The 24,500-nt window shown below is 67.3% G+C and carries 20 protein-coding genes and 1 tRNA gene; 13 read left to right on the top strand and 8 right to left on the bottom strand.

The window, feature by feature from the left end:
- Positions 1-2: 2 nt before the first annotated feature.
- A complete protein-coding gene (gene pruA / locus ABFD52_12745; GenBank protein MEN6561633.1) occupies positions 3-1,643 on the bottom strand; it encodes an L-glutamate gamma-semialdehyde dehydrogenase in 1,641 nt (546 codons plus the stop codon).
- A gap of 90 nt (positions 1,644-1,733) precedes the next feature.
- Here pruA and ABFD52_12740 point away from each other — a divergent pair, with 90 nt between their 5' ends.
- Positions 1,734-2,648, top strand: coding sequence for a LysR family transcriptional regulator (locus ABFD52_12740; GenBank protein MEN6561632.1), 915 nt, complete (start codon positions 1,734-1,736; stop codon positions 2,646-2,648).
- Between the two features lie 80 nt (positions 2,649-2,728).
- Positions 2,729-3,565: a class II aldolase/adducin family protein gene (locus ABFD52_12735; GenBank protein MEN6561631.1), complete on the top strand. Its 837-nt coding sequence runs from the start codon at positions 2,729-2,731 to the stop codon at positions 3,563-3,565.
- Between the two features lie 68 nt (positions 3,566-3,633).
- Here ABFD52_12735 and ABFD52_12730 read toward each other — a convergent pair whose 3' ends face one another.
- Both ABFD52_12730 and ABFD52_12725 read right to left on the bottom strand, forming a co-directional pair.
- Positions 3,634-5,040 carry a PLP-dependent transferase gene (locus ABFD52_12730; GenBank protein ID MEN6561630.1) on the bottom strand — a complete coding sequence of 469 codons (1,407 nt, stop codon included), beginning with the start codon at positions 5,038-5,040 and terminating at the stop codon, positions 3,634-3,636.
- A gap of 161 nt (positions 5,041-5,201) precedes the next feature.
- On the bottom strand, positions 5,202-6,242 hold the full coding sequence (locus tag ABFD52_12725) for a homoserine dehydrogenase (GenBank protein ID MEN6561629.1): 1,041 nt from the start codon (positions 6,240-6,242) through the stop codon (positions 5,202-5,204).
- Between the two features lie 328 nt (positions 6,243-6,570).
- On the opposite strand from ABFD52_12725, the gene ABFD52_12720 reads away from it, so the two are divergent.
- Positions 6,571-7,449: a M55 family metallopeptidase gene (locus ABFD52_12720; GenBank protein ID MEN6561628.1), complete on the top strand. Its 879-nt coding sequence runs from the start codon at positions 6,571-6,573 to the stop codon at positions 7,447-7,449.
- A 79-nt stretch (positions 7,450-7,528) separates the two neighbouring features.
- On the opposite strand, the gene ABFD52_12715 is transcribed toward ABFD52_12720, so the two are convergent.
- Positions 7,529-8,860 (bottom strand): citrate (Si)-synthase, eukaryotic, encoded by a 1,332-nt coding sequence (locus ABFD52_12715; GenBank protein ID MEN6561627.1) that lies wholly within the window; start codon positions 8,858-8,860, stop codon positions 7,529-7,531.
- A gap of 118 nt (positions 8,861-8,978) precedes the next feature.
- Positions 8,979-10,529 carry a M20/M25/M40 family metallo-hydrolase gene (locus ABFD52_12710; protein MEN6561626.1) on the bottom strand — a complete coding sequence of 517 codons (1,551 nt, stop codon included), beginning with the start codon at positions 10,527-10,529 and terminating at the stop codon, positions 8,979-8,981.
- A 175-nt stretch (positions 10,530-10,704) separates the two neighbouring features.
- Here ABFD52_12710 and ABFD52_12705 point away from each other — a divergent pair, with 175 nt between their 5' ends.
- The 5 genes from ABFD52_12705 to ABFD52_12685 all read left to right on the top strand — a co-directional run bounded on the left by ABFD52_12705 (position 10,705) and on the right by ABFD52_12685 (position 15,924).
- Complete coding sequence (locus ABFD52_12705; protein ID MEN6561625.1) at positions 10,705-11,460, top strand: hypothetical protein; 756 nt, start codon at positions 10,705-10,707, stop codon at positions 11,458-11,460.
- A gap of 127 nt (positions 11,461-11,587) precedes the next feature.
- Complete coding sequence (locus ABFD52_12700) at positions 11,588-13,162, top strand: sialate O-acetylesterase (protein MEN6561624.1); 1,575 nt, start codon at positions 11,588-11,590, stop codon at positions 13,160-13,162.
- A 243-nt stretch (positions 13,163-13,405) separates the two neighbouring features.
- Positions 13,406-13,960, top strand: coding sequence for a LemA family protein (locus ABFD52_12695; protein ID MEN6561623.1), 555 nt, complete (start codon positions 13,406-13,408; stop codon positions 13,958-13,960).
- Between the two features lies 1 nt (position 13,961).
- Positions 13,962-14,864 carry a M48 family metallopeptidase gene (locus ABFD52_12690; GenBank protein MEN6561622.1) on the top strand — a complete coding sequence of 301 codons (903 nt, stop codon included), beginning with the start codon at positions 13,962-13,964 and terminating at the stop codon, positions 14,862-14,864.
- A gap of 70 nt (positions 14,865-14,934) precedes the next feature.
- A complete protein-coding gene (locus ABFD52_12685; GenBank protein MEN6561621.1) occupies positions 14,935-15,924 on the top strand; it encodes a cation diffusion facilitator family transporter in 990 nt (329 codons plus the stop codon).
- Here ABFD52_12685 and polX read toward each other — a convergent pair.
- Together polX and ABFD52_12675 are read right to left on the bottom strand one after the other, a co-directional pair.
- A complete protein-coding gene (gene polX, locus ABFD52_12680) occupies positions 15,911-17,641 on the bottom strand; it encodes a DNA polymerase/3'-5' exonuclease PolX (GenBank protein ID MEN6561620.1) in 1,731 nt (576 codons plus the stop codon). The two genes, ABFD52_12685 and polX, sit on opposite strands and share 14 nt — an antisense overlap.
- A 29-nt stretch (positions 17,642-17,670) precedes the next feature.
- Positions 17,671-17,970 carry a hypothetical protein gene (locus tag ABFD52_12675; GenBank protein MEN6561619.1) on the bottom strand — a complete coding sequence of 100 codons (300 nt, stop codon included), beginning with the start codon at positions 17,968-17,970 and terminating at the stop codon, positions 17,671-17,673.
- Between the two features lie 288 nt (positions 17,971-18,258).
- On the opposite strand from ABFD52_12675, the gene ABFD52_12670 reads away from it, so the two are divergent.
- Together ABFD52_12670 and ABFD52_12665 are read left to right on the top strand one after the other, a co-directional pair.
- Positions 18,259-18,335: transfer RNA gene (locus ABFD52_12670), tRNA-Asp, on the top strand.
- Between the two features lie 475 nt (positions 18,336-18,810).
- Positions 18,811-19,356 carry a hypothetical protein gene (locus ABFD52_12665; GenBank protein MEN6561618.1) on the top strand — a complete coding sequence of 182 codons (546 nt, stop codon included), beginning with the start codon at positions 18,811-18,813 and terminating at the stop codon, positions 19,354-19,356.
- 63 nt (positions 19,357-19,419) lie between these two features.
- On the opposite strand, the gene ABFD52_12660 is transcribed toward ABFD52_12665, so the two are convergent.
- The gene (locus tag ABFD52_12660) at positions 19,420-20,592 is read right to left on the bottom strand and encodes an aldo/keto reductase (protein ID MEN6561617.1); all 1,173 of its coding nucleotides are present in this window, start codon (positions 20,590-20,592) and stop codon (positions 19,420-19,422) included.
- A 159-nt stretch (positions 20,593-20,751) separates the two neighbouring features.
- Here ABFD52_12660 and ABFD52_12655 point away from each other — a divergent pair, with 159 nt between their 5' ends.
- From ABFD52_12655 to ABFD52_12645, 3 genes are all read left to right on the top strand, one after another.
- Positions 20,752-21,924, top strand: coding sequence for a DUF4382 domain-containing protein (locus tag ABFD52_12655; protein ID MEN6561616.1), 1,173 nt, complete (start codon positions 20,752-20,754; stop codon positions 21,922-21,924).
- 63 nt (positions 21,925-21,987) lie between these two features.
- Entirely contained in the window at positions 21,988-23,802 is a 1,815-nt protein-coding gene (locus ABFD52_12650; GenBank protein MEN6561615.1) for a DegV family protein, read from the top strand.
- Positions 23,803-24,023: 221 nt separating this feature from the next.
- Positions 24,024-24,497 (top strand): Hsp20/alpha crystallin family protein, encoded by a 474-nt coding sequence (locus ABFD52_12645; GenBank protein ID MEN6561614.1) that lies wholly within the window; start codon positions 24,024-24,026, stop codon positions 24,495-24,497.
- Positions 24,498-24,500 lie beyond the last annotated feature (3 nt).

Raw genomic sequence — 24,500 nt, 5'->3', positions numbered from 1 at the left:
CCCTAGGCTTCGGCCATGTGCGGGTAGTCGATCGTCCGCGGCGGGTCGAAGTTCTCCTTGATCGTCCGCGGGCTCGTCCAGCGGATGAGGTTGAGGGCGCTGCCGGCCTTGTCGTTCGTGCCGCTCATCCTGCCCCCGCCGAAAGGCTGCCGCCCGACGCAGGCTCCCGTGGTCTTGTCGTTGACATAGAAGTTGCCGGCCGCATGGGCCAGCCGCTCCAGGGCCAGGCGGATCGCCTCGCGGCCCGTCGAAAAGACGGCGCCGGTCAGGGCGTAGGGGCTGGTCGAATCGATGAGATCGAGCGTCCGCTCGAATTCCCCGTCGGGATAGACATGGACGGTCAGGACGGGGCCGAAGATCTCCTCTTCCATGGTCCTGAACCTCGGGTCGGCCGTTTCGATGACCGTGGGCCGGACGAAATAGCCGCGGCTGTCATCATAGGTCCCCCCGATGACGATATCCGCCTCCCTGGAAGCGCGGGCATATTCGATGTAGTTCACGATGTTGTCGAAGGCGGGCTTGTCGATGACGGCGCCCATGAACGTCCTGAAGTCGGTCACGTCCCCGACCAGGACGCCTGAAGCCAGGTCCGCCAGCCGGCTCCTGATCCCCGGCCACATGGACCGCGGGATGTAGGCCCGGCTGGTGGCCGAGCATTTCTGGCCCTGGTACTCGAAGGCTCCCCGGAAAAGGGCCGTCACGACGGCCTCCGGGTCGGCGTCCGGGGCGGCGACGACGAAGTCCTTGCCCCCCGTTTCCCCGACGAGCCGCGGATAATTCCGGTAGGCGGCGTTCTTGACGTTGACGCCGACCCGGTGCCAGATCGCCTCGAAGGTCCCGTTCGATCCGGTGAAATGGACGCCGGCCAGGTCCCGGTGATCGATGACCGGGTCGCCGACGTCCGCCCCGCGCCCCGGGACCATATTGATGACGCCCGGGGGCAGGCCGGCCTCGGTCAGGATGCGCATGAAAACGGAGGCGCTGAGGACGGCCGTGCTGGCCGGCTTCCAGACCGCGGTGTTGCCCATCATGGCCGGGGCCGTCGGCAGATTGCCGCCGATGGCCGTGAAGTTGAACGGGGTCACGGCGAAGACGAAGCCGTCCAGGGCCCGGTAGTCGAGGCGGGTCCAGGTCCCGGGAGCCTGGTCCTCGGGCTGATCGGCGTAGATGCGGCTCATGAAGGCCACGTTGAAGCGCAGGTAATCGGCCAGCTCGCAGGCCGCGTCGATCTCGGCCTGGAAGACGTTCTTGCTCTGGCCGAGCATCGTGGCCGCGACGATATCGCAGCGGTACCGCCCGGCCAGGAGGTCGGCGGCCCGGAGGAAAATGGCCGCCCGGTCCTGCCAGCGTGTCCTTTCCCAGTCCCGCTTGGCCTTCAGGGCCGCCTCGACGGCCGCCAGGGCCTCCTCCCGGCCCGCCGTGTGGTACGACCCGAGAAGCGCGGACCGGTCGTGGGGGCAGCGGATCTCCGTCATTCGGCCCGTCGTGACGCCGGCTCCGCCGATGACCAGCGGGATCTCGACCGGGCGGTCGAGCGCGCTCTTCAGCGCTTCTTTCAACAGGCGCTTGTCCTCGGAGCCCGGACCGTAGTCCCGGACAGCCTCGCTCTCGGGCTTCGGCACCGTGCATCGGTTCGCTTCCATGGCTCCCTCCGTCGATCGGACTTCAGGCCTGACAGGCGGAAGTTAGCATGGACATGGCTATAAAAAAAGCGCATAATATTTATGATAAGCATGAATAAGGTTCATACGAGGCTCGACCTCTACCAGCTGCGGACCTTTTACGCCCTGTCCCAGACCCTCAGCTTCACCCGGGCCGCCGGCCGGATCCATGTCAGCCAATCGGCCGTCAGCCACGCCATCCGGAAGCTCGAGACGAGCGCCGGGTGCGAGCTGGTCGCGCGGCGGGGCAGGCGCCTGGCCCTGACGGCCGAGGGCCAGGAGCTGGCGCGCAGCTGCCGGGCCATCTTCGGCGAGCTCGAGAAGGCCGAGGATGCGCTGTCGACGGGCGTCCGGCGCGTCCGGACGATCCGGCTGGGGGCGACGGTCGAATTCGGGACGCTGGTCCTCGTCCGGCACCTGAAGCCCTTCCTGGCCCGCAACCCGGACATCCGTGTCGATCTCCGGTTCACCAACGATCCCCTGCCGGCCCTGATAAGCGACGACGTCGACCTGATCGTCGACTGCCGCCAGCACGCCCTGGCCGGGCTCGAACGGACGGATCTCTTCCGGGAGGAATACGCCGTCGTCGCCGCCCCGTCCTACCTGAGGGGCCGGACCGTCGCGGCGGCCAAGGACCTCGAGGGGCAGACGATCATCTCCCTGGACAAGAACGCCGCCTGGTGGGGCCGGTTCGTGCACGAGATCCCCCGGGAGGAGCAGCCGGCCTTCAAGCGGGAATCGGTCATCGAGATCGACCATATCCGCGGCATCATCAACGCTGCGGCCGAAGGGCTCGGCATCGCCCTCCTCCCCAAGTACGCCATCGTCCCGGATCTCCGCCGCCGCCGGCTGGTCAATCTTTTTCCGGGCATCCGCGTCAAGGAGGACCTCTTCTCCATCTACCAGAAAAAAAAGAAGGCGGGCCTCGACGCCAACCGCCGTTTTGTCGACTATCTCAAGGGCATCCGGCCCGAGGAGTTCGGCTGAGCCGGTCCCGTCCCGGGACGGCGAAGCCTTGACATCCGCCGGAGACGGGGCCGATAATGCCGCGCGAGAGGAGCAGTCCCATGTCCATCGATGCGCCGTTCCCTGAGCTGGACGAGTTCGTCGCCATGATCGGCGAGGCCGGCCAGCGCCTGTCCCAGATCGATTCCTGCGAGGGCGCCGCGGGCAACATCTCGGCCTACGCCAGCTGGCCGATCGAGGCTCGGCGCCGCTTCCCGAACGCGGAGGCGATCGACCTGCCGGTCGCCGCGCCGGCCCTGGCCGGGGGCTCGCTGCTCGTGACCGGATCCGGCCGCCGGCTGCGCGAGATCCTCCACGACCCGGCGGCCAACCTGGGGATCGTCACCGTCGACGAGGGCGGCCTGACCGGCCGGCTCTACACGTCGCCGCGGCGCCTGTTCGCCCGGCTCACCAGCGAGCTCAACTCCCACCTGGCCGTGCACCAGGACCAGGTCGCGGCGACGGGCACGAACTTCCATGCCGTGGTCCACGCCCAGCCGGTGTTCCTGACCTACCTGAGCCACATCCCACTCTATAGGTCCGAGGACGAGTTGAGCCGCCGCCTGCTGCGCTGGCAGCCGGAGACGGTCGTGAACCTGCCGGAAGGGCTCGGCTCCATCCGCTTCCAGGTCCCCGGCTCGGCCGGGCTCGTGGCCGCGACGTCCGCCGCGCTGCGCTCCCACCGGATCGCGGTCTGGAGCAAGCACGGCGTCATCGCCCGCTCGGACAGGTCCGTCACCCGCGCCGTGGACCGGATCGAGTACGCTGAGACGGCGGCCCGCTACGAGTACCTGAACCTGACGATCGGCGAGGCGGGCGAAGGCCTGAACGACGCGGAGATCGGCGAGATCTGCGGCGCGTTCGGCATCGCCGGATCGATCTTCGCCCGGCGGGGCTGACGGCCTTCCGGCCGTCCCGGTCCCGGTTCCCGCGCCCGCCGGCGCTGTTGGCGCCGCCGGCGGCGGGCCTAGAGCGCCTTCAGGGCCTGGTCGAGGTCGGCGATGATGTCGTCGGGATGCTCGGCGCCGACGCAGAGCCGGATGAGCTGGGGCGGAACGTCGGCCGCGCGCCGGGCCTCCTCGCCCTGCTGCTGATGGGTCGAGATGGCCGGGATGGTGGCCACGCTCTTGATCCGGCCCAGGTCGGTGGCCCGGTAGATCATCTTGAACCGGTCGAAGACCCTGCGGGCGTTCTCCGGCGGCCCGTCGACCCGGAAGCTCATCAGGTGGCCGTAGCGGTTGATCTCGCGGCCCGTCCCGTCGTCGGAATCGACCAGCTTCATGTACCTGGCGGCCATCTCGTGAAGATGGTAGCTGGGCAGGCCGAGGTAGTCGACCTGGTAGACCTTCGGGTGCTTCTGGAGGTGCTCGGCGATCGTCTGGCAATTGGCGCTGACGAGGTCCATCTTCGAGCGCAGGGTCCGCAGGTCGTTCAGGGCGAAGAGGGCGTTGACCGGCGCCGAAGCCGGCCCGTTGTCCCGGTAGGGCAGGAACTTGACGTATTCGGCGTAGCTGTCCTTGAACAGGGGATGGTCGTTCCTGACCTTGGTCGTGATGGGCTTGCGGCTGATGAGCGCTCCGCCGATGGCGAAGCCGCCGGACGTGATCGACTTCGTCAGCGAGTGGACGACGATGTCGGCGCCGTGGGCGATCGGCCGCATCAGGGCCGGCGTCGCGCAGGTGGCGTCGACGATGACCGGGATCTCCCAGGAGTGGGCGAGGTCGGCCAGGGCCTTGATGTCGGCGAAGGACTGCTGGGGATTGGAAGGCATCTCCATGTAGAGGAAGCGGGTGTCCTCGTCGATCTTCGACTTCCAGTCCTGGATGTCCCAGGGGTGCCTGACCCAGCGGCACTCGATGCCGCGCTCCTGCATCTTACGGAGCGAGAAGTGCTGGAACGTTCCGCCGTAGACCTGGATGCAGGAGACGAAATTGATGCGCTCAGGGCCCTCCTTTTGCTTGACCAGGAGGGGATCGACCGCGGACATGATGGCCCCCATGCCCGAGGCCGTGACGCAGCAGGACGTGTCCCAGCCCGTGCGGTAGCCCTCGAGCAGGGCCATGACCCATTCGAGATAATAGGTGGTCGGGTTGGCGATCCGCGTGTAGCACCAGGTCGGGACGAGGTAGGCCAGGGCTGCCTCGAGCTCGTCGGAATCGGCGTAGGCCTGGGACGTGGACAGGTACAGGGGCTCGATGACGGCCCCCTGGTTCCTCTTGAGCGCCTCTTCGACGGTGTAGAGCCCGTGGACGGCGATGGTGTCGAAGCGCATCGCCTTCATCCGGGCCAGGGCGGCGTCGCGCTCGGCCAGGAGCTCTTTGGCGGCCTCGACGTACTTCATGACGCCGGGCGAATAGGTCGGGGCGGTACTCATGGGACCTCCTGTGGGGATCGGATGGCAGACGACGGCCTCGAGGGCCGGGAGAGCGTTCTTAGGGCAAACGGCATGACACAGCCAAAGCTGCGTCCCTAGCATATAAAGAAGGCAGGGGAAGAGTCAAGCCGGCCGTCTGGGGGACCGCCCCCCCCGGCGTTTCAGCCCCGGTGGACCGCCAATATATCTGAGAGTATCGCGAATCCGGTCTCGATCTTGCCTGCCCCGGCGCCCTGGATGGTGACCTTGCCCATGAGGTCGGTGTCGAAGGTCAGGGCGTTCTGCGCGCCCATGACGCCGGCCAGGGGGTCGGAGAGCGGCAGCTTCTGGGGGGAGACGCCGGCCCTGACGGCGCCGTTCTCGAGCCGGGTCTGGCCGATGAGCTTGTAGCGGAAGCCCTGGGCCTTGGCGGCCTCGACGTCGGCCTTGGTGATCGAGGAGATGCCCTTGCAGGGGACGTCGGACGTCTTGAGGGAGCCGCCGAGCAGGACGTTCGACAGGATGACGACCTTGGCCAGGGCGTCGAAGCCCTCGACATCGGCCGTCGGGTCGGCCTCGGCGTAGCCGAGCTTCTGGGCCAGGGCCAGGGCCGGTCCGTAATCCATGCCCTCGGTCTCCATCTTGCTCAGGATGAAGTTGGTCGTTCCGTTGAGGATGCCCTTGACTTCGCGGACGGAGTTGCCGGCCAGGCCGCATTCGACCAGGTGGAAGACCGGCGTGCCGCTCATGACCGTGCCTTCGATGCGGAACTGGACGCCGTTCCGGCTGGCCAGCTCGTGGAGCTCGCGGTAATGGAGGGCGGCCGGGCCCTTGTTCGAGGTGACGACGTGCTTGCCGAGTTCCAGGGCCTTCCTGATGTAGCTCGTGGCCGGCTCGCCGGTCTTGATGTCGGTGTAGGTCATCTCGGCGATGATGTCGGCGTCCGTTTGGCCGATCATGTCCAGCGGGTCGAGAGGCTCGGTCCGGCCCCCGGCGGCCCGGGGATACTCGGCCAGGCCCTTGCCCGCGGCGAGGAGGGCCAGGACGGCGGGGATGTCGATGCCCCCGGGGACCAGGAGCGTGCCCTTGAGCTTGTCGGCGATGGCCACGACCCTGGCCTCGAAGCCGAAGGCGTCGCGGAGATAGTCCTTCTTGTCGTGCAGGATCTGGAGCAGCCCCTGACCGACGGTGCCGCAGCCGATGAGCCCGATCTTGTGTTCCATGGGTGTCCTCCTCGCGGATCTCGTAAGCGTCATGATAGCAAATTCGGTGACGGGCGGGCAACCCAAGGACAAAATGGGGGACACGATACCTATTTCCTATTTTCCCGCCTGTATAAAAGGCGGGACATGATGCACTTTCCCGGTTAAGCGGCCGACCCACACAAAACGGAAGAGGGTATGGCAGGAGCGCCATATCATGGGGAAAAGGCATCATGGTACGGGTTTCGATAAAAGAGGAAAACAGGAAACAGGCATCATGTCCCCCGTTTTTGATAGAATGAAGCTTGAAACAAGGCCGGGGACAAGAGCCCGGCGAGGAGGTGCAGCAATGAAGAAAACCATCTCAGTCCTGGCCGTCGCGCTGTTCGCCGCGTCTCTCGCGGCCTTCGCCCAGACGGCGCCGAAGAAGCTCAAGGTCTTCATCTCGGTCGACATGGAGGGCGTGAGCGGGCTCATCAACTGGGACGAGACGTCCCAGGGCGGGCCGGATTACCCGCTCTTCCGGAGGCTCATGACCGAGGAGGCCAACGCGGCCATCAGCGGCGCGCTCGACGCCGGGGCGACCGAGATCGTCGTCCGCGACGCCCACGACAGCGCCCGCAACATCCTGCCCGACCTGCTGCGGCCGGAGGCCAAGCTCATCCGGGAGTGGAACGGCCCCCTGAGCATGATGGAGGGGATCGACCGGTCTTTCGACGCGGTCGTCTTCGTCGGCAACCACGCCCGGGCGGGCACGCCGAACGCCGTCCTCAAGCACACGATGAGCCTGTCGCTCTTTGACCTCATCCTGAACGGGGTGCGGCTGCCCGAGGCCGCCTGGAACGCGGCCATCGCCGGGTACTTCGACGTCCCCGTCGTCTTCCTTTCCGGCGACAAGGCCATCTGCCAGCAGATCCAGGAGATCATCGGCCCGATCGAGACCGCGGCCGTCAAAGAGGGCCTGGGCCCGGCGGCGGTGATGCTCCACCCGGCCAAGGCCCAGGAGATGATCCGCAAGGGCGTCGCCGCCGGCCTGCGGAACCTGAAGGCGGCCAAGCCCTACAAGCCGGCCGCGCCGTACAAGCTCGAGCTCGTGTTCACCGACGAGAACCTGGCCCGGCGGGCCTCCCTCATCCCCGGCGCGGACAGGACCGGCGAGCGGTCGGTGGCCTTCACGTCCTCCGACTTCATGGACATCGTCAAGTACTTCCGCCTGGCCCGGATCTGAACGAAAAAAAGGGCCGCCGTCCCGGAGGACGGCGGCCCTGTGACGATCCTTGCCGCGAGGGCCGGCTTCGCCGGTCCGCTTACTTCGCTTCCGGAGCGGCGGCGGCCTGTTCCTTGATGAAGTTCTCCAGCCACTCGGTCGTGACGGACTTCGGCCGCTCGATCGGCAGCCCGAGGGCGCGGTCCCAGACGAGCTGGGCCAGGACGCCGAGGGCGCGCGACACGCCGAAGAAGACCGTGTAGAAGTCGAACTGGTTGGCGCCGTAGTAATAGAGAAGGACGCCGGAGTGGGCGTCGACGTTCGGCCACGGGTTCTTGGTCTTGCCGTGCTTGGTCAGGACGTCGGGCGCGACCTCGTAGATGAGGCTGACGATCTTGAACAGGTCGTAGTCCGGCAGATGCTTGAGGGCGAACTCGCGCTGGGCGACGTAGCGGGGGTCGGTCTTGCGCAGGACGGCGTGGCCGTAGCCGGGGATGACCCGCCCGCCGTTGAGCGTGTCCCACATGAACTTTTCCATCTGCTCCTTGCTCGGGACGCCGCCGAATTCCTTCATGAGGTCCATGATCCAGGCCAGGACCTCCTGGTTGGCCAGGCCGTGGAGCGGGCCGGCCAGGCCGTCCATGCCGGCCGACAGGGAGTAGTAGGCGTCCGACAGGGCCGAGCCGACCAGGTGGGTCGTGTGGGCCGACACGTTGCCGCCCTCGTGGTCGCTGTGGATGCAGAGGTACAGCCGCATCAGGTCCTTGAACGCAGGGTCGCTGCTGACGCCGAGCATGTGGGCCAGGTTGGCGCCCCAGTCGAGCTTCAGGTCGGGGGCGATGTGCTTGCCGTTGAAGTATGTGCGCCGGAAGATGTACGCGGCGATGTTCGGGAGCTTGGCGATGATGTTCATCACGTCCTCGAACATCGCGTCCCAGTACTGGGTCTTCGGCATCTTCTCCTTGTAGCGGCGGGCGAACTCCGACTCCCTCTGGAGCTGCAGGATGGCCAGCGAGAACTGGGTCATCGGGTGCGTGTCCTTGGGGATGGCGTTCATGACGTCGATGAGGTACTGGGGCAGGACGCTCCTCGACCGCCATTCCTCGGTGATCGCGACGCAGTCCTCGTAGGTCGGGATCTCGCCGAGGAGGAGGAGGTAGAAGATGCCCTCGGGCAGGGGCTCGGAGCCGCCGGGGGCCTTGGGCAGCTTCTCGCGCAGCTCGGGGATCGAGTAGCCCCGGAAGCGGATGCCCTCGAACTTGTCCAGCAGGGAGACGTCCCAGAGCATCGAGATGATATCGCGGGCGCCGCCGACGACCTGGCCGACATCGACCTTCGAGACGTTGACCGTGCCGTGTTCCTTGGCCAGCGCCTGGACCCGCGCCTTCATCGGGCCCACTTTCAAATAGAACTTTTCCTTCAAAGTCGCCATTCCACTGAACCTCCTAATGTGATGTGTTTGAATAGTGCTGCTGCCCCTTGGGGGCGCCTCATATTAGCATGGGGACAGGGGCGGGTGTCAATCATGGGATGCGGCCTTGCCATAGCTATTACAGCGGCTTGCGCGGGATGCGCTCGTCGGCCATGGCCGCCTGGTAAGCGAAGAAGGCTTCGACCACGGCGTTCTTCATCAGGTCCTCGGCCCGCAGCGTGTCGTAGAAGTCCAGGTTGGTATGCCCGTAGGTGCCTCCGATGCGGTCCTGGATGAACTGGAAACCGGGCAGGCCGGCCGCGTCGAAGGGAACGTGGTCGGTGCTGCCGACGCTCTGGATCGAAAGGGCCGTCAGGCCGAAATCCCGGAAGGGCTCCATCCAGGCCGCGAAGAGGCGGCGGACCCGCTCGTTGCCCTGGAGGTAGACGCCCCGGAACTGGCCGGCGCCGTAGTCCTGGTTGAAGTAAGCGGAGAGCTTGTCGTAGTCCGGCTTGGCCCCGATCTTCGGGTCCCTGGGGTTGCCGAAGTGGGCGTTGACGTATTCGCGCGAGCCGTTCAGGCCCTGCTCCTCGCCGGCCCAGAAGGCGACGCGGATCGTCCGGCGCGGCTTGACCCCGATCGCCTTGAGGATGCGGGCCGCCTCGAGGGCCACGGCGCAGCCGGCCGCGGTGTCGCTGGCCCCGGCGGCCTCGTGCCAGCTGTCGAAATGGGCCCCGAGCATGACCACCTCGCCGGCCAGGTCGGCGCCCGGGATCTCGCCGAGGACGTTCGCGGCCTTCTCGACCTTGTCGCCGACGCGGTTGCGGACCTCGATCTCGACCTTGACCGCGAGGCCGCGCTTGATGATCCGGTACATCCGGTTGTAATGCTCCGGCGTCACGGCGACGATGGGCAGCGTCTGGAGCGTCTTCTCGCGCGACCAGTGGTCCTCGTTGGCGCCGGGCCGGGAGAAGCCGACGGCCGACCCCATCTGGCCGCCCGAGCACTGCAGGACGGCGACGACGCCTTCGGCCTTGAAGAAGTCCATCCTCTCTTCGGGCTTGACCAGGTCGGGGTTCGGCGCGGGCGGCGTGACCGGGGCGCGCTGCGGCCGCGGCACGACGGTCTCCTCTATCTGCTTCAGGTCGTCCGCGGTCAGCCGCGGAACGCCCTGGGTCAGGGCGGCCATGTCGAGCGTGTAGGGCGGCGTCGAGAGCACGATCGCGCCCTTGAGCCGTCCCCTGTAGCGGTCGAGGTCCTTCCTGACCTGGATGTCCGCGGCGATGACCACGGGCGCGGCGACCTTGCCCTTCGTCCCCGACGTGTAGGCCAGCGGGAAGCCGGTCATCGGCTGATAATCCGGCTCGAGCATGTGCAGCGAGAAGTACTCGTTGTCCCAGGCCGCGCCGTAGTCCATGAACGGCTCGATGGCGACGTTCTCGAGCCCGAGGGCTTCCATCTTGCCCTTGGCCCAGAGCTGGGCCCGGGTCATGTCCCGGGACAGGGTCAGGCGCCCGCCGAGGACGTCGGTCATGTAGCCGACGATGTCCATGACCTGGGAGCGCTGCAGGCCTTCCTCGCGGATCCTGGCGGCCATGTCCCAATCGACGGCGGGGGCCTGGTCCGAGGCGAACGCGCCGATCGCGCAGAGGAGCGCGGCGGCGGCAAGGGTGCGTGCGATTGGCTTCATTGAAAACCTCCGATCAGAGTTATGCGAACCCTCCATTCTCCACATTCAAGGGCCCCTCCGCAACGTCGAATGACAAAGCCGCCGCCGGCGCGGAAAGAAAGATTGTCCGGCGGCCCGGGCCGTGCTACTATCCGCTCAACGCCCGGAGTATCAATTGAGAGCAGAGGAGGGTCGCATGCCCCGCCTGAGACATCTTGCCGCCGTCATCCTGGCCCTGTCGCTTTCCGGCGCCGTCGCGGCGTTCGCCCAGGACGCCCCGCCCCCGGATGAGCAGGTCAAGGACAGACTCGGCTTCATCGCCGGGACCCTCGGGGCCGGCCAGCCGGCCGCGCGGAGATGGTGGTTCGGCTGGATCGGCGCCTATGCCGCCGGCGCCGCCGCCGGCGGCGTCCTGGCGGCGTCTCATTGGGACGACACCAAGACGGAGGGCACCGAGACCGTCGCCGACCGCGATTTCGCCGAAGGCATGCTGGTCAGCGGGGCGACGTTCGCCCTCGGCGCCGCGGCCCTGGCCCTCGATCCGTTCACTCCGGCCTCGGCGGCGCGGAAGCTGGAGCGCCTGCCGGAAACGTCGGCCGAGGAACGCCTGGCCAAGCTGCGGCAGGCCGAAGAGCTGCTGCGGAAATGCGCCGCGCGGGAGAGGAGAGGCCGGAGCCTGGCCACGCACCTGCTGAACGCCGGGGCCAACGCGGCGGCGGCCGTAGTGATCAAGGCCGGCTTCCGCCAGAGCTGGGGCAGCGCGCTGGTCACGTTCGTGAGCGGGGAGGCCGTCTCGCTGCTCAACATCTTCAGCCAGCCGATGCGGGCGACCCGCGACCTGAAAAAGTACGAAGCGGGGTTTGCCGCCGGCAGAGCCGCGGCCCTCCGCCCCGAGGCCCGGTGGAGCCTGGGCCTCTGGCCGGGCGGCCTCAGCTTCCGGCTCGAATTCTGACCGCCGCCGCCTGTCCGGACCCTGCGGCGGCCCGCCCTGCGGCCCGTCCGGCCCGCCTTGACTTGGCGCCCTCCGGGCGATATCTTCGGCTTGTCCGAATCACCGTCCGACGTTCGGGGAGGGCATCATGACTGCTTCGACGAAACGGCTCGCGGGCTTCGCCGCCGCAGGCCTTCTGGCATGCGGCCTGCCGCTCGCCCTGGCTGCCCAGGTGCGGCTGCCCGCCGTCATCGGCGACCACATGGTCATCCAGCAGGAAAAGCCCGTGACGATCTGGGGCTGGGCGGGACGGGGCGAGGCGGTCACGATCCTGCTCAGCGGCCAGGAGCGCAAGGCCGTCGCCGCCGCCGACGGGACGTGGCGCGTCGTCTTCGATCCGCTCAAGGCGGGCGACGCGCCGCTCGAGATGACCGTCCGCGGCGCCAGGGGCGCGGCCGTCATCGTCAAGGACATCCTAGTCGGCGAGGTCTGGCTCTGCTCGGGCCAATCCAACATGGAGATGTCCTTCGCCTGGATGTCGAATCCGGCGCCCGAGGTGCTGCGGGCGGACAACCCGAACATGCGCCTGTTCTTCGTCCCCAAGCGGACGGCCGGCCGGCCGATGGACGATGTCGCCGCCAAGTGGGAGCCGTGCGCGCCCGACTCGGTCCGGACGTTCTCGGCGGTCGCCTACTATTTCGGCATCGAGCTCAACAAGCGGCTCGGCGTTCCGGTCGGGCTGATCGACTCGGCCTGGGGCGGAACCGATATCGAGCCCTGGACGCCGCCGGTCGGGTTCGCCGCGGTGCCCGAGGTGACGCCCCTGCTCGAGAAGCAGACGGCGAAGTACGCGGCCTATCGGGACGCTCTCGCCAAGGTCCTGCCCGCCTGGGAGGCCTGGGCCCGCGAGGGCCGCAAGGCGCTGGCGGCCAAGGCCGCCCTGCCGGCCGAGCCGGAGCCGGGCTTGCCCTCCGATCCCTATGACGACCCGCAGGCCCCGACGACCCTTTATAACGGCATGATCCACGCCCTGACGCCCTTCGCCATCCGCGGCGCGATCTGGTACCAGGGCGAGAACAACCGCAACGACTGCCTTTTCTACGAGAAGAAGATGGAGGCGCTCATCCAGGGCTGGCGCGCCGTCTGGCAGCAGGGGGACTTCCCCTTTTATTACGTCCAGCTCGCGCCCTACAACTACCCCTACAACCGGGAGACGCCGGCGGGCGACGTCCCCGATTTCCTCCGGCTGCCCTTGATTTGGGAGGCCCAGAGGAAGGCCCTGAGCATCCCCAACACGGGCATGGTCGTGACCACCGACATCGCCACGCTTTACGACATCCACCCGCCCTATAAGAAGGACGTCGGCTACCGGCTGTCGCTCTGGGCCCGGGCCAATACCTACGGCGAGAAGACGCTCGTTTACTCGGGGCCGCTCTACCGGTCGATGACCGTCGACGGGGCACTGATCCGCCTGTCCTTCGATCACGTCGGCGGCGGTCTCGTCGCGAACGACGGCCAGCCGCTCAAATGGTTCGAGATCGCCGGCGAAGACCATATCTTCTACAAGGCCGAGGCTGAGATCGCTGGTGACACGGTCGTCGTCTGGAGCCCGCGCGTCCCGGCGCCGAAAGCGGTCCGCTTCGGCTGGGACCAGCTGGCCGTGCCCAACCTGGCCAACAAGGAAGGCCTGCCCGCCTCTCCCTTCCGCACTGACAACTGGTAAAAATGGGGGACACAATACCTATTTCCTATTTTCTCCCCTGTAAATGAATCGGGACATGGTACCTATTTTTTACCCTGGAAAAATGGGGAAATAGGTATTGTGTCCCCCATTTTGAAACCCCGCCGGCGCAGTTCCGTATTTTTGCTCGGGCATGATCAGCCTTTAACCCGGGGGGCGGGGCCTTGATTTTTCGGTCCCGGCCCCGTATTGTTACGGACGGAACCCCGTCCGAAGGAGGAACACATGGGCGCTTTCGTACTTCTGCTGGTCATCATCGCGGCCGTGGCCCTGATCGCGGTCGGCATGTACAACAGCCTGATCACGCTGCGCAACCGCTGCGACAACGCCTGGTCGCAGATCGACGTCCAGCTGCGCCGCCGCTACGACCTCATCCCCAACCTGGTCGAAACCGTCAAGGGCTACGCCAAGCACGAAAGCGGCGTCTTCGAGCGGGTGACCCAGGCCCGGACGGCGGCCGTCAACGCCCAGGGCGTCAAGGCCCAGGGCGAGGCCGACAACGTCCTGACCGGGGCCCTGAAGTCCCTCTTCGCCGTGGCCGAGGCTTACCCCGAGCTCAAGGCCAATCAGAACTTCCTGATGCTCCAGGAAGAGCTGGCCGGGACCGAGAGCAAGGTCGCCTACGCCCGGCAGTTCTACAACGACACCGTCATGAAGTTCAACATGCGCCAGCAGGTTTTCCCCTCGAACATCATCGCCAACATGTTCGGCTTCAAGACCCGCGAATACTTCCAGATCGAGGAAGAGGTGGCCAAGGGCCCGGTCAAGGTCCAGTTCTGAGTTGTACGAACAGATCTCCCGCAACAAATGGAAGTCGGCCGGCCTGGTCGTCTTCTTCGTGGCCTTCATCTTCGTCCTGGTCTGGTTCTTCGAGTACGAGACCGGCTGGGGCAAGGGCGGCCTGGCCCTGGCCATGCTCATCGCCATGGGCTCGGCGGCCGTAGGCTACTACTCGAGCGACAGGATCGTCCTCGGCATCAGCCGGGCCCGGCCCGCGACCAAGGAGGAGTTCCCCTACCTTTATAACGTCGTCGAGGGCCTGGCCATCGCCGCCGGCATGCCCGCGCCCAAGTGCTACGTCATCGACGACACGGCCCCCAACGCCTTCGCCGCCGGCCGCAAGCCCGAAACGGCCGTGATCTGCGTCACGACCGGCCTCCTGGCCAAGCTCAACCGGGTCGAGCTCGAGGGCGTCGTCGCCCACGAGATGTCCCACATCAGGAACTACGACGTCCGTCTCCAGACCCTGGTCGTGGTCATGGCCGGCGTCGTGGCCCTGCTCAGCGACTGGATGCTCCGGTCATTCTGGTGGGGCGGCGGCCGCCGGCGCGGGCGGAGCCGCAGCGGATCGGGCGGGGCCGAGGGCATCCTCGTCCTCGTCGGCCTGGCCCTGGCCATCCTATCGCCGCTCATCGCCACCATCATCCAGCTGGCCGTCTCGCGCAAGCGCGAGTTCCTGGCCGACGCCAACGGGGCCATGCTGACCCGCTACCCGGCCGGCCTGGCCTCGGCCCTGCGCAAGATCTCGGCCGACGCCGAGCCGCTCGAGGCGGCCAACAAGGCCACGGCCCACCTCTACATCGTCAACCCGCTCAAGAACCTCAAGGGCGGGGCCGGCGTCAACCGGCTCTTCAGCACCCACCCGCCCATCGAGGAGCGCATCGCCGCCCTCGAAAAGATGTGACCTTATTAAAGGGAAAGGTTAAGCGCTATACTTATCAAGATTTCTTTAATGAGGGAACAGCGATAGATCAATGAGCCGCACCCACGGCCACATTCACGACCGCACCAGTGAGCGCACCCCCGCCCCTACCTCCGCCCCCACCCCCGCCCATGCCCCCGCTCACGATCACGTCGGCGATCAGCAGCGCCCGCTCCGCGTCGCCCTGCTGATCACTGCTTTCGTCCTCGTCGCCGAGGTCATCGGCGGCCTGGCCAGCCGCAGCCTGGCCCTGCTGGCCGACGCCGGGCACATGCTGACCGACGCCGGGGCGCTCGGCCTCAGCCTCTTCGCCTTCTGGCTCTCGTCCCGTCCCGCCCCGGCCGGCCGCACCTTCGGCTGGCGCCGCTTCGAGATCTTCGCCGCCGCCGCGAACGGGATCGCCCTCTGGGTCATCGCCGCTGTGATCGGCTACGAGGCCTACCTCAGGCTGAGGGCGCCCCAGCCGGTCAAGAGCGGCCTGATGCTCGCCGTCGCCGTCCTCGGCCTGGCCGCCAACATCGCCTCCGGCGCGGTCCTCTACCGGAGCCGCGAGCGGAGCCTCAACGTCCGCGGCGCCTTCCTCCATGTGATGGCCGATGCGCTCGGCAGCATCGGCGTCCTGGCCGCCGCCCTGCTCATCGCCCTGACCGGCTCCCCCGTCTGGGACCCGATCGTCAGCGCCGCGGTCTGCGTGCTCATACTCTGGAGCTCGGCCCAGTTCATCCGCGACTCCTTCCGCGTCTTCATGGAGAGCGCCCCGGCCGGTATCGACGTGGCGGCGGTCGCCGCGAGCCTGGCCGCGGTCCCGGGCATCGTCGAGGTCCATGACCTCCACGTCTGGACCATCACCTCGGGTTTCGTGTCGCTGAGCGCTCACCTCAGGGTTCAAGCCGGCTCGGAGCCGCGGGAGGTCCTGCGCCGGGCCCAGGAGGAGATCTCGTCGCGCTTCGGCATCCTCCACTCGACCTTCCAGATCGAGCCCGCGGCCGACCCCGCCTGCGCCACGAACTCGTGCGACGAAAAGCCGCCTACCTCCGCTTGAGGAGCCGGCGCAGCTCCGGCAGCCGGCGCGTGTTGATGACGTCGTCCGGCTCGATCCAGCCGCGGCGCGCCTGCCCGATCCCGAACCTCATCAGGTCGAGGTCGTCCGTGCTGTGGGCGTCGGTCGAGACGGCGATCCTCAGCCCCAGCCCCTTGGCCATCTGGCAGTGGACGTCGTCGAGGTCGAGCCGGTCGGGGTGGGCGTTGAGCTCGAGGAAGCAGCCGCGCTCGACGGCCGCCCGCATGACCTTCTCCAGGTCGATCTCGTAGCCCTCCCGCTCGTTGATCAACCGTCCCGTCGGATGGCAGAAGATGTTGACCCGGGGGTTGTCCAGGGCCCGGATGACGCGCTCGGTCTGCTTGTCCTTCGGCAGGTTGAAGTTGTAATGAACGGAGCAGGAGACGAGATCGAGCTCGCCCAGGATCGCGTCGGACAGGTCGAGCGAGCCGTCGACGAGGATGTCGCACTCGATCGACTTCAGCAGGGTGATGCCCTTGAGCCGGGCGTTGAGCTTGTCGATCTCCTTGACGGCCCTGGCCAGCCGGGCCTCGTCCAGGCCGTGGGCCATGGTCACGCGCTTCGAATGGTCGGTGACGGCCAGGTACTCGTAGCCCCGCTTCTTCGCCGCCTCGGCCATCTCCTCGGCGGTGTAGCGGCCGTCGGTGGCCTTGGTGTGGGCGTGGAGGTCGCCCCGGATGTCCCGGAGCTCGACGAGGTGCGGCAGCCGGCCCTCGAGGGCGGCCTGGATCTCGCCCCGGTCCTCCCGCAGCTCGGGCTCGATGTAGGGCATGCCGAAGAGCTTGTAGATCTCCTCCTCGGTCCGGCCGGCGATCATCTTGTCGCCCCGGAAGACGCCGTACTCGTTGACCTTGAGCTTGCGCTTGACGCCCATCAGCCGGACGGCGATGTTGTGGGCCTTGGAGCCCGTGAAGTAGTGCAGGGCCGCCCCCCACGACTCGAGCGGCACGACCCGGAGGTCGACCTGGAGCCCGCCGCGCAGGACGACGGACGATTTCGTGTCCCCCTCGGCCAGCACCTGGGACACGTCGTCATTGTGGACGAAGCGGTCCATGACGTCCCGGCTCTTTTCGGCCGCGACCAGGATGTCGACGTCGCCCACGGTCTCGGCCTGGCGGCGGTAGCTGCCGGCGATGGCGATCTCCTCGACGCCCCGGGCCTTCTTCAGCTCCCCGAAGAGGGGCGTGACCATCTGCTCGGCCATGGCCCGCTTGAATCGCTCCGGCCCGCGCTCGGTGACCTTCGTCTTGCCGAGCTCCTCGAGCAGGGCCCGCTCGGTCTTCTCGCTGAACCCGGGGAGATCGCGGATCTTCCCCTCGGAGGCGGCCTTCCTGAGGTCGGCGAGCGAGGAGACGTTGAGCGCTTTATGGAGCGCGGCGATCTTCTTCGGGCCCAGGCCGCGGACCTTCATCAGGGCGCTGAGGCCCTCGGGCAGCTCCTTTTTCATCTCCTCGAGGAGCGGCAGCTTCTTCGTGGCCACGATCGTCCGGATCTTGTCGGCCAGGTCCTTGCCGATGCCGGGGATGCCGTCGAGGCCCTTATCCTCGGCGGCGAGGTCCGCGACGCTCCGCGACAGGCCGGCGACGGTCCGGGCGGCGTTGCGGTAGGCCCGGACGCGGAACTGGTTCTCGCCCTTGATCTCGAGCAGGTCGGCCAGCTCGTCAAAGATCGCGGCAACGTCGTTGTTGTGGATGGGCATGGCTCGGGGGAAGGCCGCCGGTCAGGCTGTCACTTCTTCAGATGGGACGCGGCCTCGTCGATGCCCTTCTTGAGCTCCCTGGCGGCGCGCTTGAGGCCCTCGGCCACGTCCGCTCCGGCCACTTTGCCGGCCCTGGTCCATTCGCCCATTTTCGCCTCGAGCTGCTTCTGGGTGGCCTCTAGCCCCTTGACGGTCTTTTCGAGGTCCTGCTTCGCCTCGGCCGTGAGCTTGCCGCCGGCGACCTTGAGCTCGGCCAGGCGGGCCTTGATGGCGTCCATGTCGACGCCGAGCGACTTCAGGAAATCGTCTTTCTTCGTGGGTTCTGCCATGATGATCCCCTCCCTCCGTCCAGTTTACCAGAAATCCCCCTGCGCAGGCGAGGGCCCGGGGGATTGCCCCCGCTCCGCCGGTTCAGGGGCTGTCCCAGCGGGCGAGCGTCACTCCTGGATCTGAACGGGACCGGCCCCCTCGGCCGGATGTGAGGGGCTTTGGGCACTGACCCCACCAGGGAGTGTCACTCTTGGCTGAAAGGGACTGCAGTTCGGAGGGGGACTGCCTCTCCGTGGGGAAAGCCTTGAAAGTAATGAACGCTTTCTCTATAATATGCGGGCCCTCGCGGGGTCGTAGTTCAGCTGGTTAGAACGCCGGCCTGTCACGCCGGAGGTCGCGAGTTCGAGTCTCGTCGGCCCCGCCATTCCATCTCAAACGCGCCGTCCTCCAGTTTTCCCCCTGATTTCGGAGGGGGATAAGGGGGTTAATAACCAAAAACAGAGTCTTGAGGGGCGCGTTTGTGCCCAGAACGCTTGTTTTGAAGCGTTCTGCAATGAAAGAAAGCGGCTTCGGCCGTCAGTAAGCCTTGGATCATACCTGGCGTCTCGGCCAAAATAGGAAATGGGATTTTCGATGCCCGCAGGGGTTTATTATTGCAGGCCCAATAAGGCAAAGGGTCGCTTCGCGGCCCATCTGAAGCAGATCGGGCTCGAGCCGGACAAGAAGAGCGCTCGGAGGGCGGCTACAGCTCTCATGGAGATCCGCCGGCGGAGCCGGGTGGTCGGCGTCTTCCCCTCGGCCCCGAATCTGCGAACATCCCTTGACATGACCGCTCCGGGTTTGACGCAGTTCCAGGTCCAGAGGATAATTCCAGCATGAGCACGGATCGAAGGTCATTCATGAGGGCGGGGTGTCTGGCGGGCCTGTGCGCCTGCCTCGGCCCTGGGGTGACGGCGGGCGCGGCCGCCGCGGAGATCGGCGCGCAGCCGGCGGAACCGAAGCCGGCCAGCCTGTCCCAAAAATGGATCGCGGCCCTGCTGCCCCAGCTTGCGGGCGGCGACCGGGAATACGCCCAACGCGTCCTGAAGAGCTGCGCCCAGTCCCATTACGACGACCTGGGTATGCAGGCGGTCGTGGACCGCTTCCGCGGCAGGATGGACGAGTTCCTGGACTTCCCCCGCAAGGAATGGGGGTGGATCATCGACTATGACCGCGGCCGGGGCGTCGTCGAGGTCGACGAGAACAAGAGCGCATGCGTTTGTCCGCTGGTCCCCAAGGACCATGGTGCCGGGCTGGGGATGCTCTGCTATTGCTCCGAAGGATTCGCCGAGCGCTTGTTTTCGGCAGTCTCCGGTTCCCCGGTTCGGGCCGAGGTCGTCGCGTCGATCCTCCGCGGCCAGAAAAGCTGCCGATACAGGATCGACCTCAAACCCTCCGGGGCCTGAATCCCGCGACTGCTCCCGCCGTCCCGTCGCGACGCCGCCCGATTCGAGCGGGCCCCGGCGGCGTCAGCGTCCCCCCCGTTTCGGCGGCTGGCCCTGTCCCAGGACCGCGTCCACCTCGGGCATGAGCTCGCTGATGGCGATGCGCTGGGGGCACTTCTCTTCGCAGGACCGGCAGCCGGTGCAGGCCGCGGCCCTCTCGCCCTCGGGCATGAACCGGGCATAAGTGGCGCGGGGGATGGCCGGATCGTCATAGATGACGCAGTCGTTGTAGAGCTCGAAGTTCCGTGGGATGTTGACGCCGCTCGGGCACGGGCGGCAATAGCCGCACCGGGTGCAGGGGATGGCCGCGCGCTCCCGGAGAGCCTTCCGGGCCCGGTCGATAACGGCCTGGTCGCCGGCATTCAGCCCGCCGACCTCCGAACGGTCCGCGGCGCGCAGGTTCTCCTCGACCTCCGTCATGGCCGTCATCCCGCTGAGGACCGTCGAGACCTCGGCCTGGTCCCACGTCCACTGCAGGGCCCACTCGGCGGGCGACCAGCCGCGGCCCGAGGCGCGGAAGACGTCCGCCGCCGCTCGCGGCGGAGAGGCCAGCCGCCCTCCCAGCAGGGGCTCCATGACCACGACCGCGAGGCCCTTCGAGGCGGCGTATCGCAGGCCGGCCGTCCCGGCCTGGTTCTCGATATCCATGTAGTTATACTGGATCTGGCACGCGCTCCAGCCGTCGTAGCCGTCGATGATCCGCCTGAAAACGTCGGCCTTGTCGTGGAAGGAGAACCCGATATGGCCGATGCGCCCGTCCCTGACCGCGGCCTCGGCCTTCTCCAGAAGGCCGTGCTTGAGGACGATGTTTTCCCAGCGCTCGGCCCCCAACGCGTGGAACAGGTAGAGATCGATGCGGTCGGTTCCGAGGCGGGCGAGCTGCTCGCCGAGGCGGGCGTCGAAATCCTCCGGCTTGGCGATCTGCCAGACGGGGGACTTGGTGGCGAGCAGGACCTTGGCGCGATACCCGTCCCGCAGGGCCTTTCCGGTGACGACCTCGCTCCGGCCGTCATGGTACGGGTAGGCCGTGTCGATATAGTCCACGCCGCGATCGATCGCCCGCCGGATCATGCGCACGGTCTCGGCTTCGTCGATGTTCCCGCTCTGGGGCGCCCCGTCCAGCGTCGGCAGGCGCATGCAGCCGAAGCCGAGGGCCGAAACTTTCGTGCCCAGCTTCCCGAACTCCCGATATTGCATCCGGCGTCCCTTTGTCCAAGCGAACAGAGAACGATTATATCATCCCGGGGAACCGGAGCCTGGCCCGCGGCGGGCGAGTTGACAGCCGGCCCGCCGGTAGTATTATGAGAATGCGCATTCGGGGCTTCATGGGGAATCGCTAAAGGAGGAGGTAACGCCATGACTTCTCTCATCAAACAGAAAGGCCTGCCGCTGCTCGTCGTCCTGCTCGTCGGCCTGATCGGCTGCTCGAGCGGCGGCGACACGGGCCGGCTGTCCCTGAGCATGATCGACAAGCCGTCGGACGACTACCTGGCGGTCTATGTCACGATCGCGGAGATCGACGTCCACGCGGCCGGCGATGCGGAAGGGGCCTGGACGGCCATCGCCACGCCCAACAAGACCATCGACCTGCTGGCCCTGGCCAACGGCGTCCGGGAGGAGCTGGCCCTGGCGGACCTCGCCGCCGGCCGCTATTCCCAGATGCGCCTGATCATCGGCACGACCGCGGACAGCGGCCTCAACATCCTCGGCGGCAGCCATCCCTACGCGAACTACGTCATCGACGCCGGCGAGGCGGCCCGCGAGATGAAGATCCCGAGCGGCCTGCAGACCGGGGTCAAGCTCGTCCAGGGATTCACGATCAACGCGAACAGCACGACCGAGCTGACCTTCGACTTCGACGCCTCCCGGTCGGTCGTCGTGGCCGGCCGCAGCGGCCACTACCTGCTGAAGCCGACCATCCAGGTCATCGACACGGCCGTGGCCACGGTCATCAACGGGACGGTGACCCGGCAGGCCGACGGCGGCTTCGTGGGCGGCGCCCTCGTCAGCGTCCAGGCCTATGACGCCGCGGCCGCCGATCCGAAGGACCAGGTCGCGGTGCTGACGTCGACCCTGACCGACGACACCGATGCGGCCCGGGGCCGGTACAAGTTCTTCTTCGCGGTGGACGCGGCCACGACGATCAACCTGGTCGCGAGCAAGGAAGGCCTGGCGTCCTCCGCGCTCCGGTTCCTGATCGAGAACGGCAACGCTTACACCAAGGACTTCGCGCTCGCCGATGCCGCCGATGCCGGCGCCGTCGACCTGACGATCGAGGGCGCGAACGCGGACGCGCCCGTGACCCTGTCCTTCCGCCGGCAGGTCGTCCTGGACGGCGAGACGGTCATGATCGAGGTGCTGTCGAAAAATTACGTGAACGGCGCCTATCCGCCGGACGAGGCCTATCGGGTCCCCCTGCCCGCGGGCGATTACACGGTCGTCGCCTCGACCGCGGACAAGGCTACCCTGATGCTGACCGTCTCGGTGGCCAAGGACGCCCACTCGGCGCTCGACGTCAAGTTCCTCTGAAGACAAGGCGGACTCTGCTATAATACGGCCTTTATCCGCGTGATATAAGGTCGCAAGAGAAGCATGAAGAAACCGAGTCTGCGCCTGACCGGGAAAGGCTATTATTACGCCTTCCTGGCCGGGGCCAAGCGCATACTGGAGAACCAGAAGGAACTCAACCGCATCAACGTCTTCCCCGTGCCCGACGCCGACACCGGGTCCAACCTGGCCTCGACCGTCCGGGCCATCATCGAGCGCGTCCGGCCGCACCGGTCGTTCAAGGTGACGTCGACGGCCATCGCGGCCGCGGCCCTGGAGGGCGCCCGCGGCAACTCGGGCGTCATCTTCGCCCAGTTCCTCTACGGCATGGCCGCCGAGGCCGCCGACTCGCCCGAGATGTCGCTGGCCCGGTTCGGCCAGTCCGTCCGCGGCGCCGTCCGCTACATGTACGAGGCCATCGCCGAGCCCCGCGAGGGCACGATGATCACGGTCATCCGCCGCTGGGCCGAGTCCATGGCCTCGCACAAGGACGAGCCCGAGGAAAACGGCCGCTTCCTCAGGGCCCTGACCAAGGCCCAGGCCCGGGCTGTCGAGGCGCTCCAGGAGACCCGGCTCAAGCTCGAGGCGATGCGTCGGGCCAACGTCGTCGACGCCGGCTCCAAGGGCGTCGTCCTGTTCCTCGAGGGCATGCTCGACTTCCTGGCCAAGCCGTCGCACAAGAAGCTGCCCTCGGCCGCGCGGGGGGCGCTCGTCATCGAGCCGGCGGTCGAGGTCCCTGCCGGCTCGGTCGGCCGCCGCTATTGCACCGAGGCCCTGATCAAGCCCCGGCCCGGTCGGCCGCTCGACCCGGAGGCCCTCAAGCGCGAGGTCGCGGCCTTCGGCGACTCGCTCGTCCTGGCCGGCTCGCCGGAGGCGCTCCGGTTCCACGTCCACACCGATAGGCCGGCCGAGCTCTTCCAGCGCGTCCGCGGCGCCGGGATCATCGCCTTCCAGAAGGCCGACGACATGCTCCGGCAGTACGAGGCCGCCCACGCCCGGAAGTGGCCGATCGCCCTGGTGACCGATTCGACCTGCGACCTGCCCCGGGAGATCCTCGATCGTTTCCAGGTCCACGTGGTGCCCCTGCATGTGAGCTTCGGCGACAGCTTCTACCTCGACAAGGTCACCATCACCACGGACCAGTTCTACGGCCTGCTCGAAACGGAGCCGGAACTCCCCAAGACGGCCCAGCCGACGCCCCAGGCCTTCGAAAGCCTGTACGCGAACCTGGCCGCCCACTACGACTCGATCATCGCCATCCACATCGCCCAGAAGCTGAGCGGCACGTATTCGAACAGCCTCACGGCCGCCCGCCGGGTGTCCCGGCAAACGGGCAAGGCCATCACGGTCATCGACTCGCGGACCCTGTCCGGCGGCCTCGGGCTCCTGGTCCTCCGGACGGCCAGGCTCATCGAGGAAGGGCGGCCCCACGACGAGATCGCGGCCGACGCCGAGCGGGCGATCCGCGGGTCCAGGCTCCTGGTCGGCGTCCGGACGCTGAAGGCCATGGTCCGCAGCGGCCGGGTCCGTCCGCTGGCCGGCGCGGCCGGCAGGCTCCTGAACCTCAAGCCGATCGTCTCCCTGAACGAGGAGGGGGAGGCCAGGCTCTCGGACAAGGCCTTCAGCCAGAAGGGCAGCCTGCGCAAGATCCTGCGGCGCCTGAGGGCGGAGGCCCGCACGGGCCGCATCCGGGACTTCTGCATCCTTCACGTCCACAACCCGAAAGACGCCCTCGCTTACGCCGCGGAGGTCGAGGCCGTTTTCGGCGGCCCGCCCGCCTTCATCATGGACGCCTCCCCGGCGATCGGGACTAACGCCGGGGCGGGCACCGTAGCGGTCGCTTTCCTTCTCGAGGAGTGACGCGGGGGCCTCGGGGCGCAAAGCCGGGCCGGCCCCGAAGGCCTACGCGGCGCCGCGATGCGGCGAAAGGGTTCCCGCCCCATTTGACAAACCCGCCTCGGAGACCTATTACTTAAATCGGCATCAGGGGATTAACCGTCCGCTCGGTCAGGGCGAATGAGATCCAGGGCGCAGTCCGGCCGCTAAAGGCCGTTCGCATCTTTGGAGAGGAGGTCAGTCCTATGATCAGGGGGAAACCGGAAAAGGGCTTGACGGTTTGGAGGCCGTTCGGCGACGTGGAGGAGCTGGGCCGGCGCCTGGACGATGCCTTCGGCTGGCCGTTCCTGCCGGCGGCCTGGCGGCGCCTTCCGGCGGAGGAGGGAGGCTGGTGGCCCGTCCTCGACGTGACGGAAAAGGACGACAAGTACGTCGTCAAGGTCGAGCTGCCCGGCGTCAAGAAGGAAGACGTGGATGTCTCCGTGGCCGGCGACGTCCTGACCGTCTCCGGCGAGAAACACGGCGAGTCCGAGGTCAACAAGAAGGGATACCATTACACCGAGAGCTCCTGCGGCAGCTTCTCCCGGTCGATTGCCCTGCCCGCGACGGTGGACGCCGGCAAGATCGACGCCAACTTTGATAAGGGGATCCTCGAGATCACCCTGCCGAAGTCGGCCGAGGTCAAGCAGAAGAAGATCCCCGTGGGCGGGAAGCCGTAGGCC

It is taken from the genome of Acidobacteriota bacterium (assembly GCA_039683095.1).
GTDB lineage: Bacteria > Acidobacteriota > Aminicenantia > Aminicenantales > Saccharicenantaceae > RBG-16-66-30.
This window is presented reverse-complemented; position numbering and strand designations above follow the sequence as displayed.

What these genes read in the sequence shown, in the direction of transcription:
- polX (MEN6561620.1), bottom strand. Translation starts at nt 17,641, where the DNA reads ATGCCCATCCACAACAACGACGTTGCCGCGATCTTTGACGAGCTGGCC.
- ABFD52_12650 (MEN6561615.1), top strand. Translation starts at nt 21,988, where the DNA reads ATGAAGAAACCGAGTCTGCGCCTGACCGGGAAAGGCTATTATTACGCC.
- ABFD52_12685 (MEN6561621.1), top strand. Translation starts at nt 14,935, where the DNA reads ATGAGCCGCACCCACGGCCACATTCACGACCGCACCAGTGAGCGCACC.
- ABFD52_12695 (MEN6561623.1), top strand. Translation starts at nt 13,406, where the DNA reads ATGGGCGCTTTCGTACTTCTGCTGGTCATCATCGCGGCCGTGGCCCTG.
- ABFD52_12645 (MEN6561614.1), top strand. Translation starts at nt 24,024, where the DNA reads ATGATCAGGGGGAAACCGGAAAAGGGCTTGACGGTTTGGAGGCCGTTC.
- ABFD52_12715 (MEN6561627.1), bottom strand. Translation starts at nt 8,860, where the DNA reads ATGGCGACTTTGAAGGAAAAGTTCTATTTGAAAGTGGGCCCGATGAAG.
- ABFD52_12720 (MEN6561628.1), top strand. Translation starts at nt 6,571, where the DNA reads ATGAAGAAAACCATCTCAGTCCTGGCCGTCGCGCTGTTCGCCGCGTCT.
- ABFD52_12710 (MEN6561626.1), bottom strand. Translation starts at nt 10,529, where the DNA reads ATGAAGCCAATCGCACGCACCCTTGCCGCCGCCGCGCTCCTCTGCGCG.
- ABFD52_12660 (MEN6561617.1), bottom strand. Translation starts at nt 20,592, where the DNA reads ATGCAATATCGGGAGTTCGGGAAGCTGGGCACGAAAGTTTCGGCCCTC.
- pruA (MEN6561633.1), bottom strand. Translation starts at nt 1,643, where the DNA reads ATGGAAGCGAACCGATGCACGGTGCCGAAGCCCGAGAGCGAGGCTGTC.
- ABFD52_12725 (MEN6561629.1), bottom strand. Translation starts at nt 6,242, where the DNA reads ATGGAACACAAGATCGGGCTCATCGGCTGCGGCACCGTCGGTCAGGGG.
- ABFD52_12735 (MEN6561631.1), top strand. Translation starts at nt 2,729, where the DNA reads ATGTCCATCGATGCGCCGTTCCCTGAGCTGGACGAGTTCGTCGCCATG.
- ABFD52_12705 (MEN6561625.1), top strand. Translation starts at nt 10,705, where the DNA reads ATGCCCCGCCTGAGACATCTTGCCGCCGTCATCCTGGCCCTGTCGCTT.
- ABFD52_12675 (MEN6561619.1), bottom strand. Translation starts at nt 17,970, where the DNA reads ATGGCAGAACCCACGAAGAAAGACGATTTCCTGAAGTCGCTCGGCGTC.
- ABFD52_12730 (MEN6561630.1), bottom strand. Translation starts at nt 5,040, where the DNA reads ATGAGTACCGCCCCGACCTATTCGCCCGGCGTCATGAAGTACGTCGAG.
- ABFD52_12655 (MEN6561616.1), top strand. Translation starts at nt 20,752, where the DNA reads ATGACTTCTCTCATCAAACAGAAAGGCCTGCCGCTGCTCGTCGTCCTG.
- ABFD52_12740 (MEN6561632.1), top strand. Translation starts at nt 1,734, where the DNA reads ATGAATAAGGTTCATACGAGGCTCGACCTCTACCAGCTGCGGACCTTT.
- ABFD52_12700 (MEN6561624.1), top strand. Translation starts at nt 11,588, where the DNA reads ATGACTGCTTCGACGAAACGGCTCGCGGGCTTCGCCGCCGCAGGCCTT.
- ABFD52_12665 (MEN6561618.1), top strand. Translation starts at nt 18,811, where the DNA reads ATGAGGGCGGGGTGTCTGGCGGGCCTGTGCGCCTGCCTCGGCCCTGGG.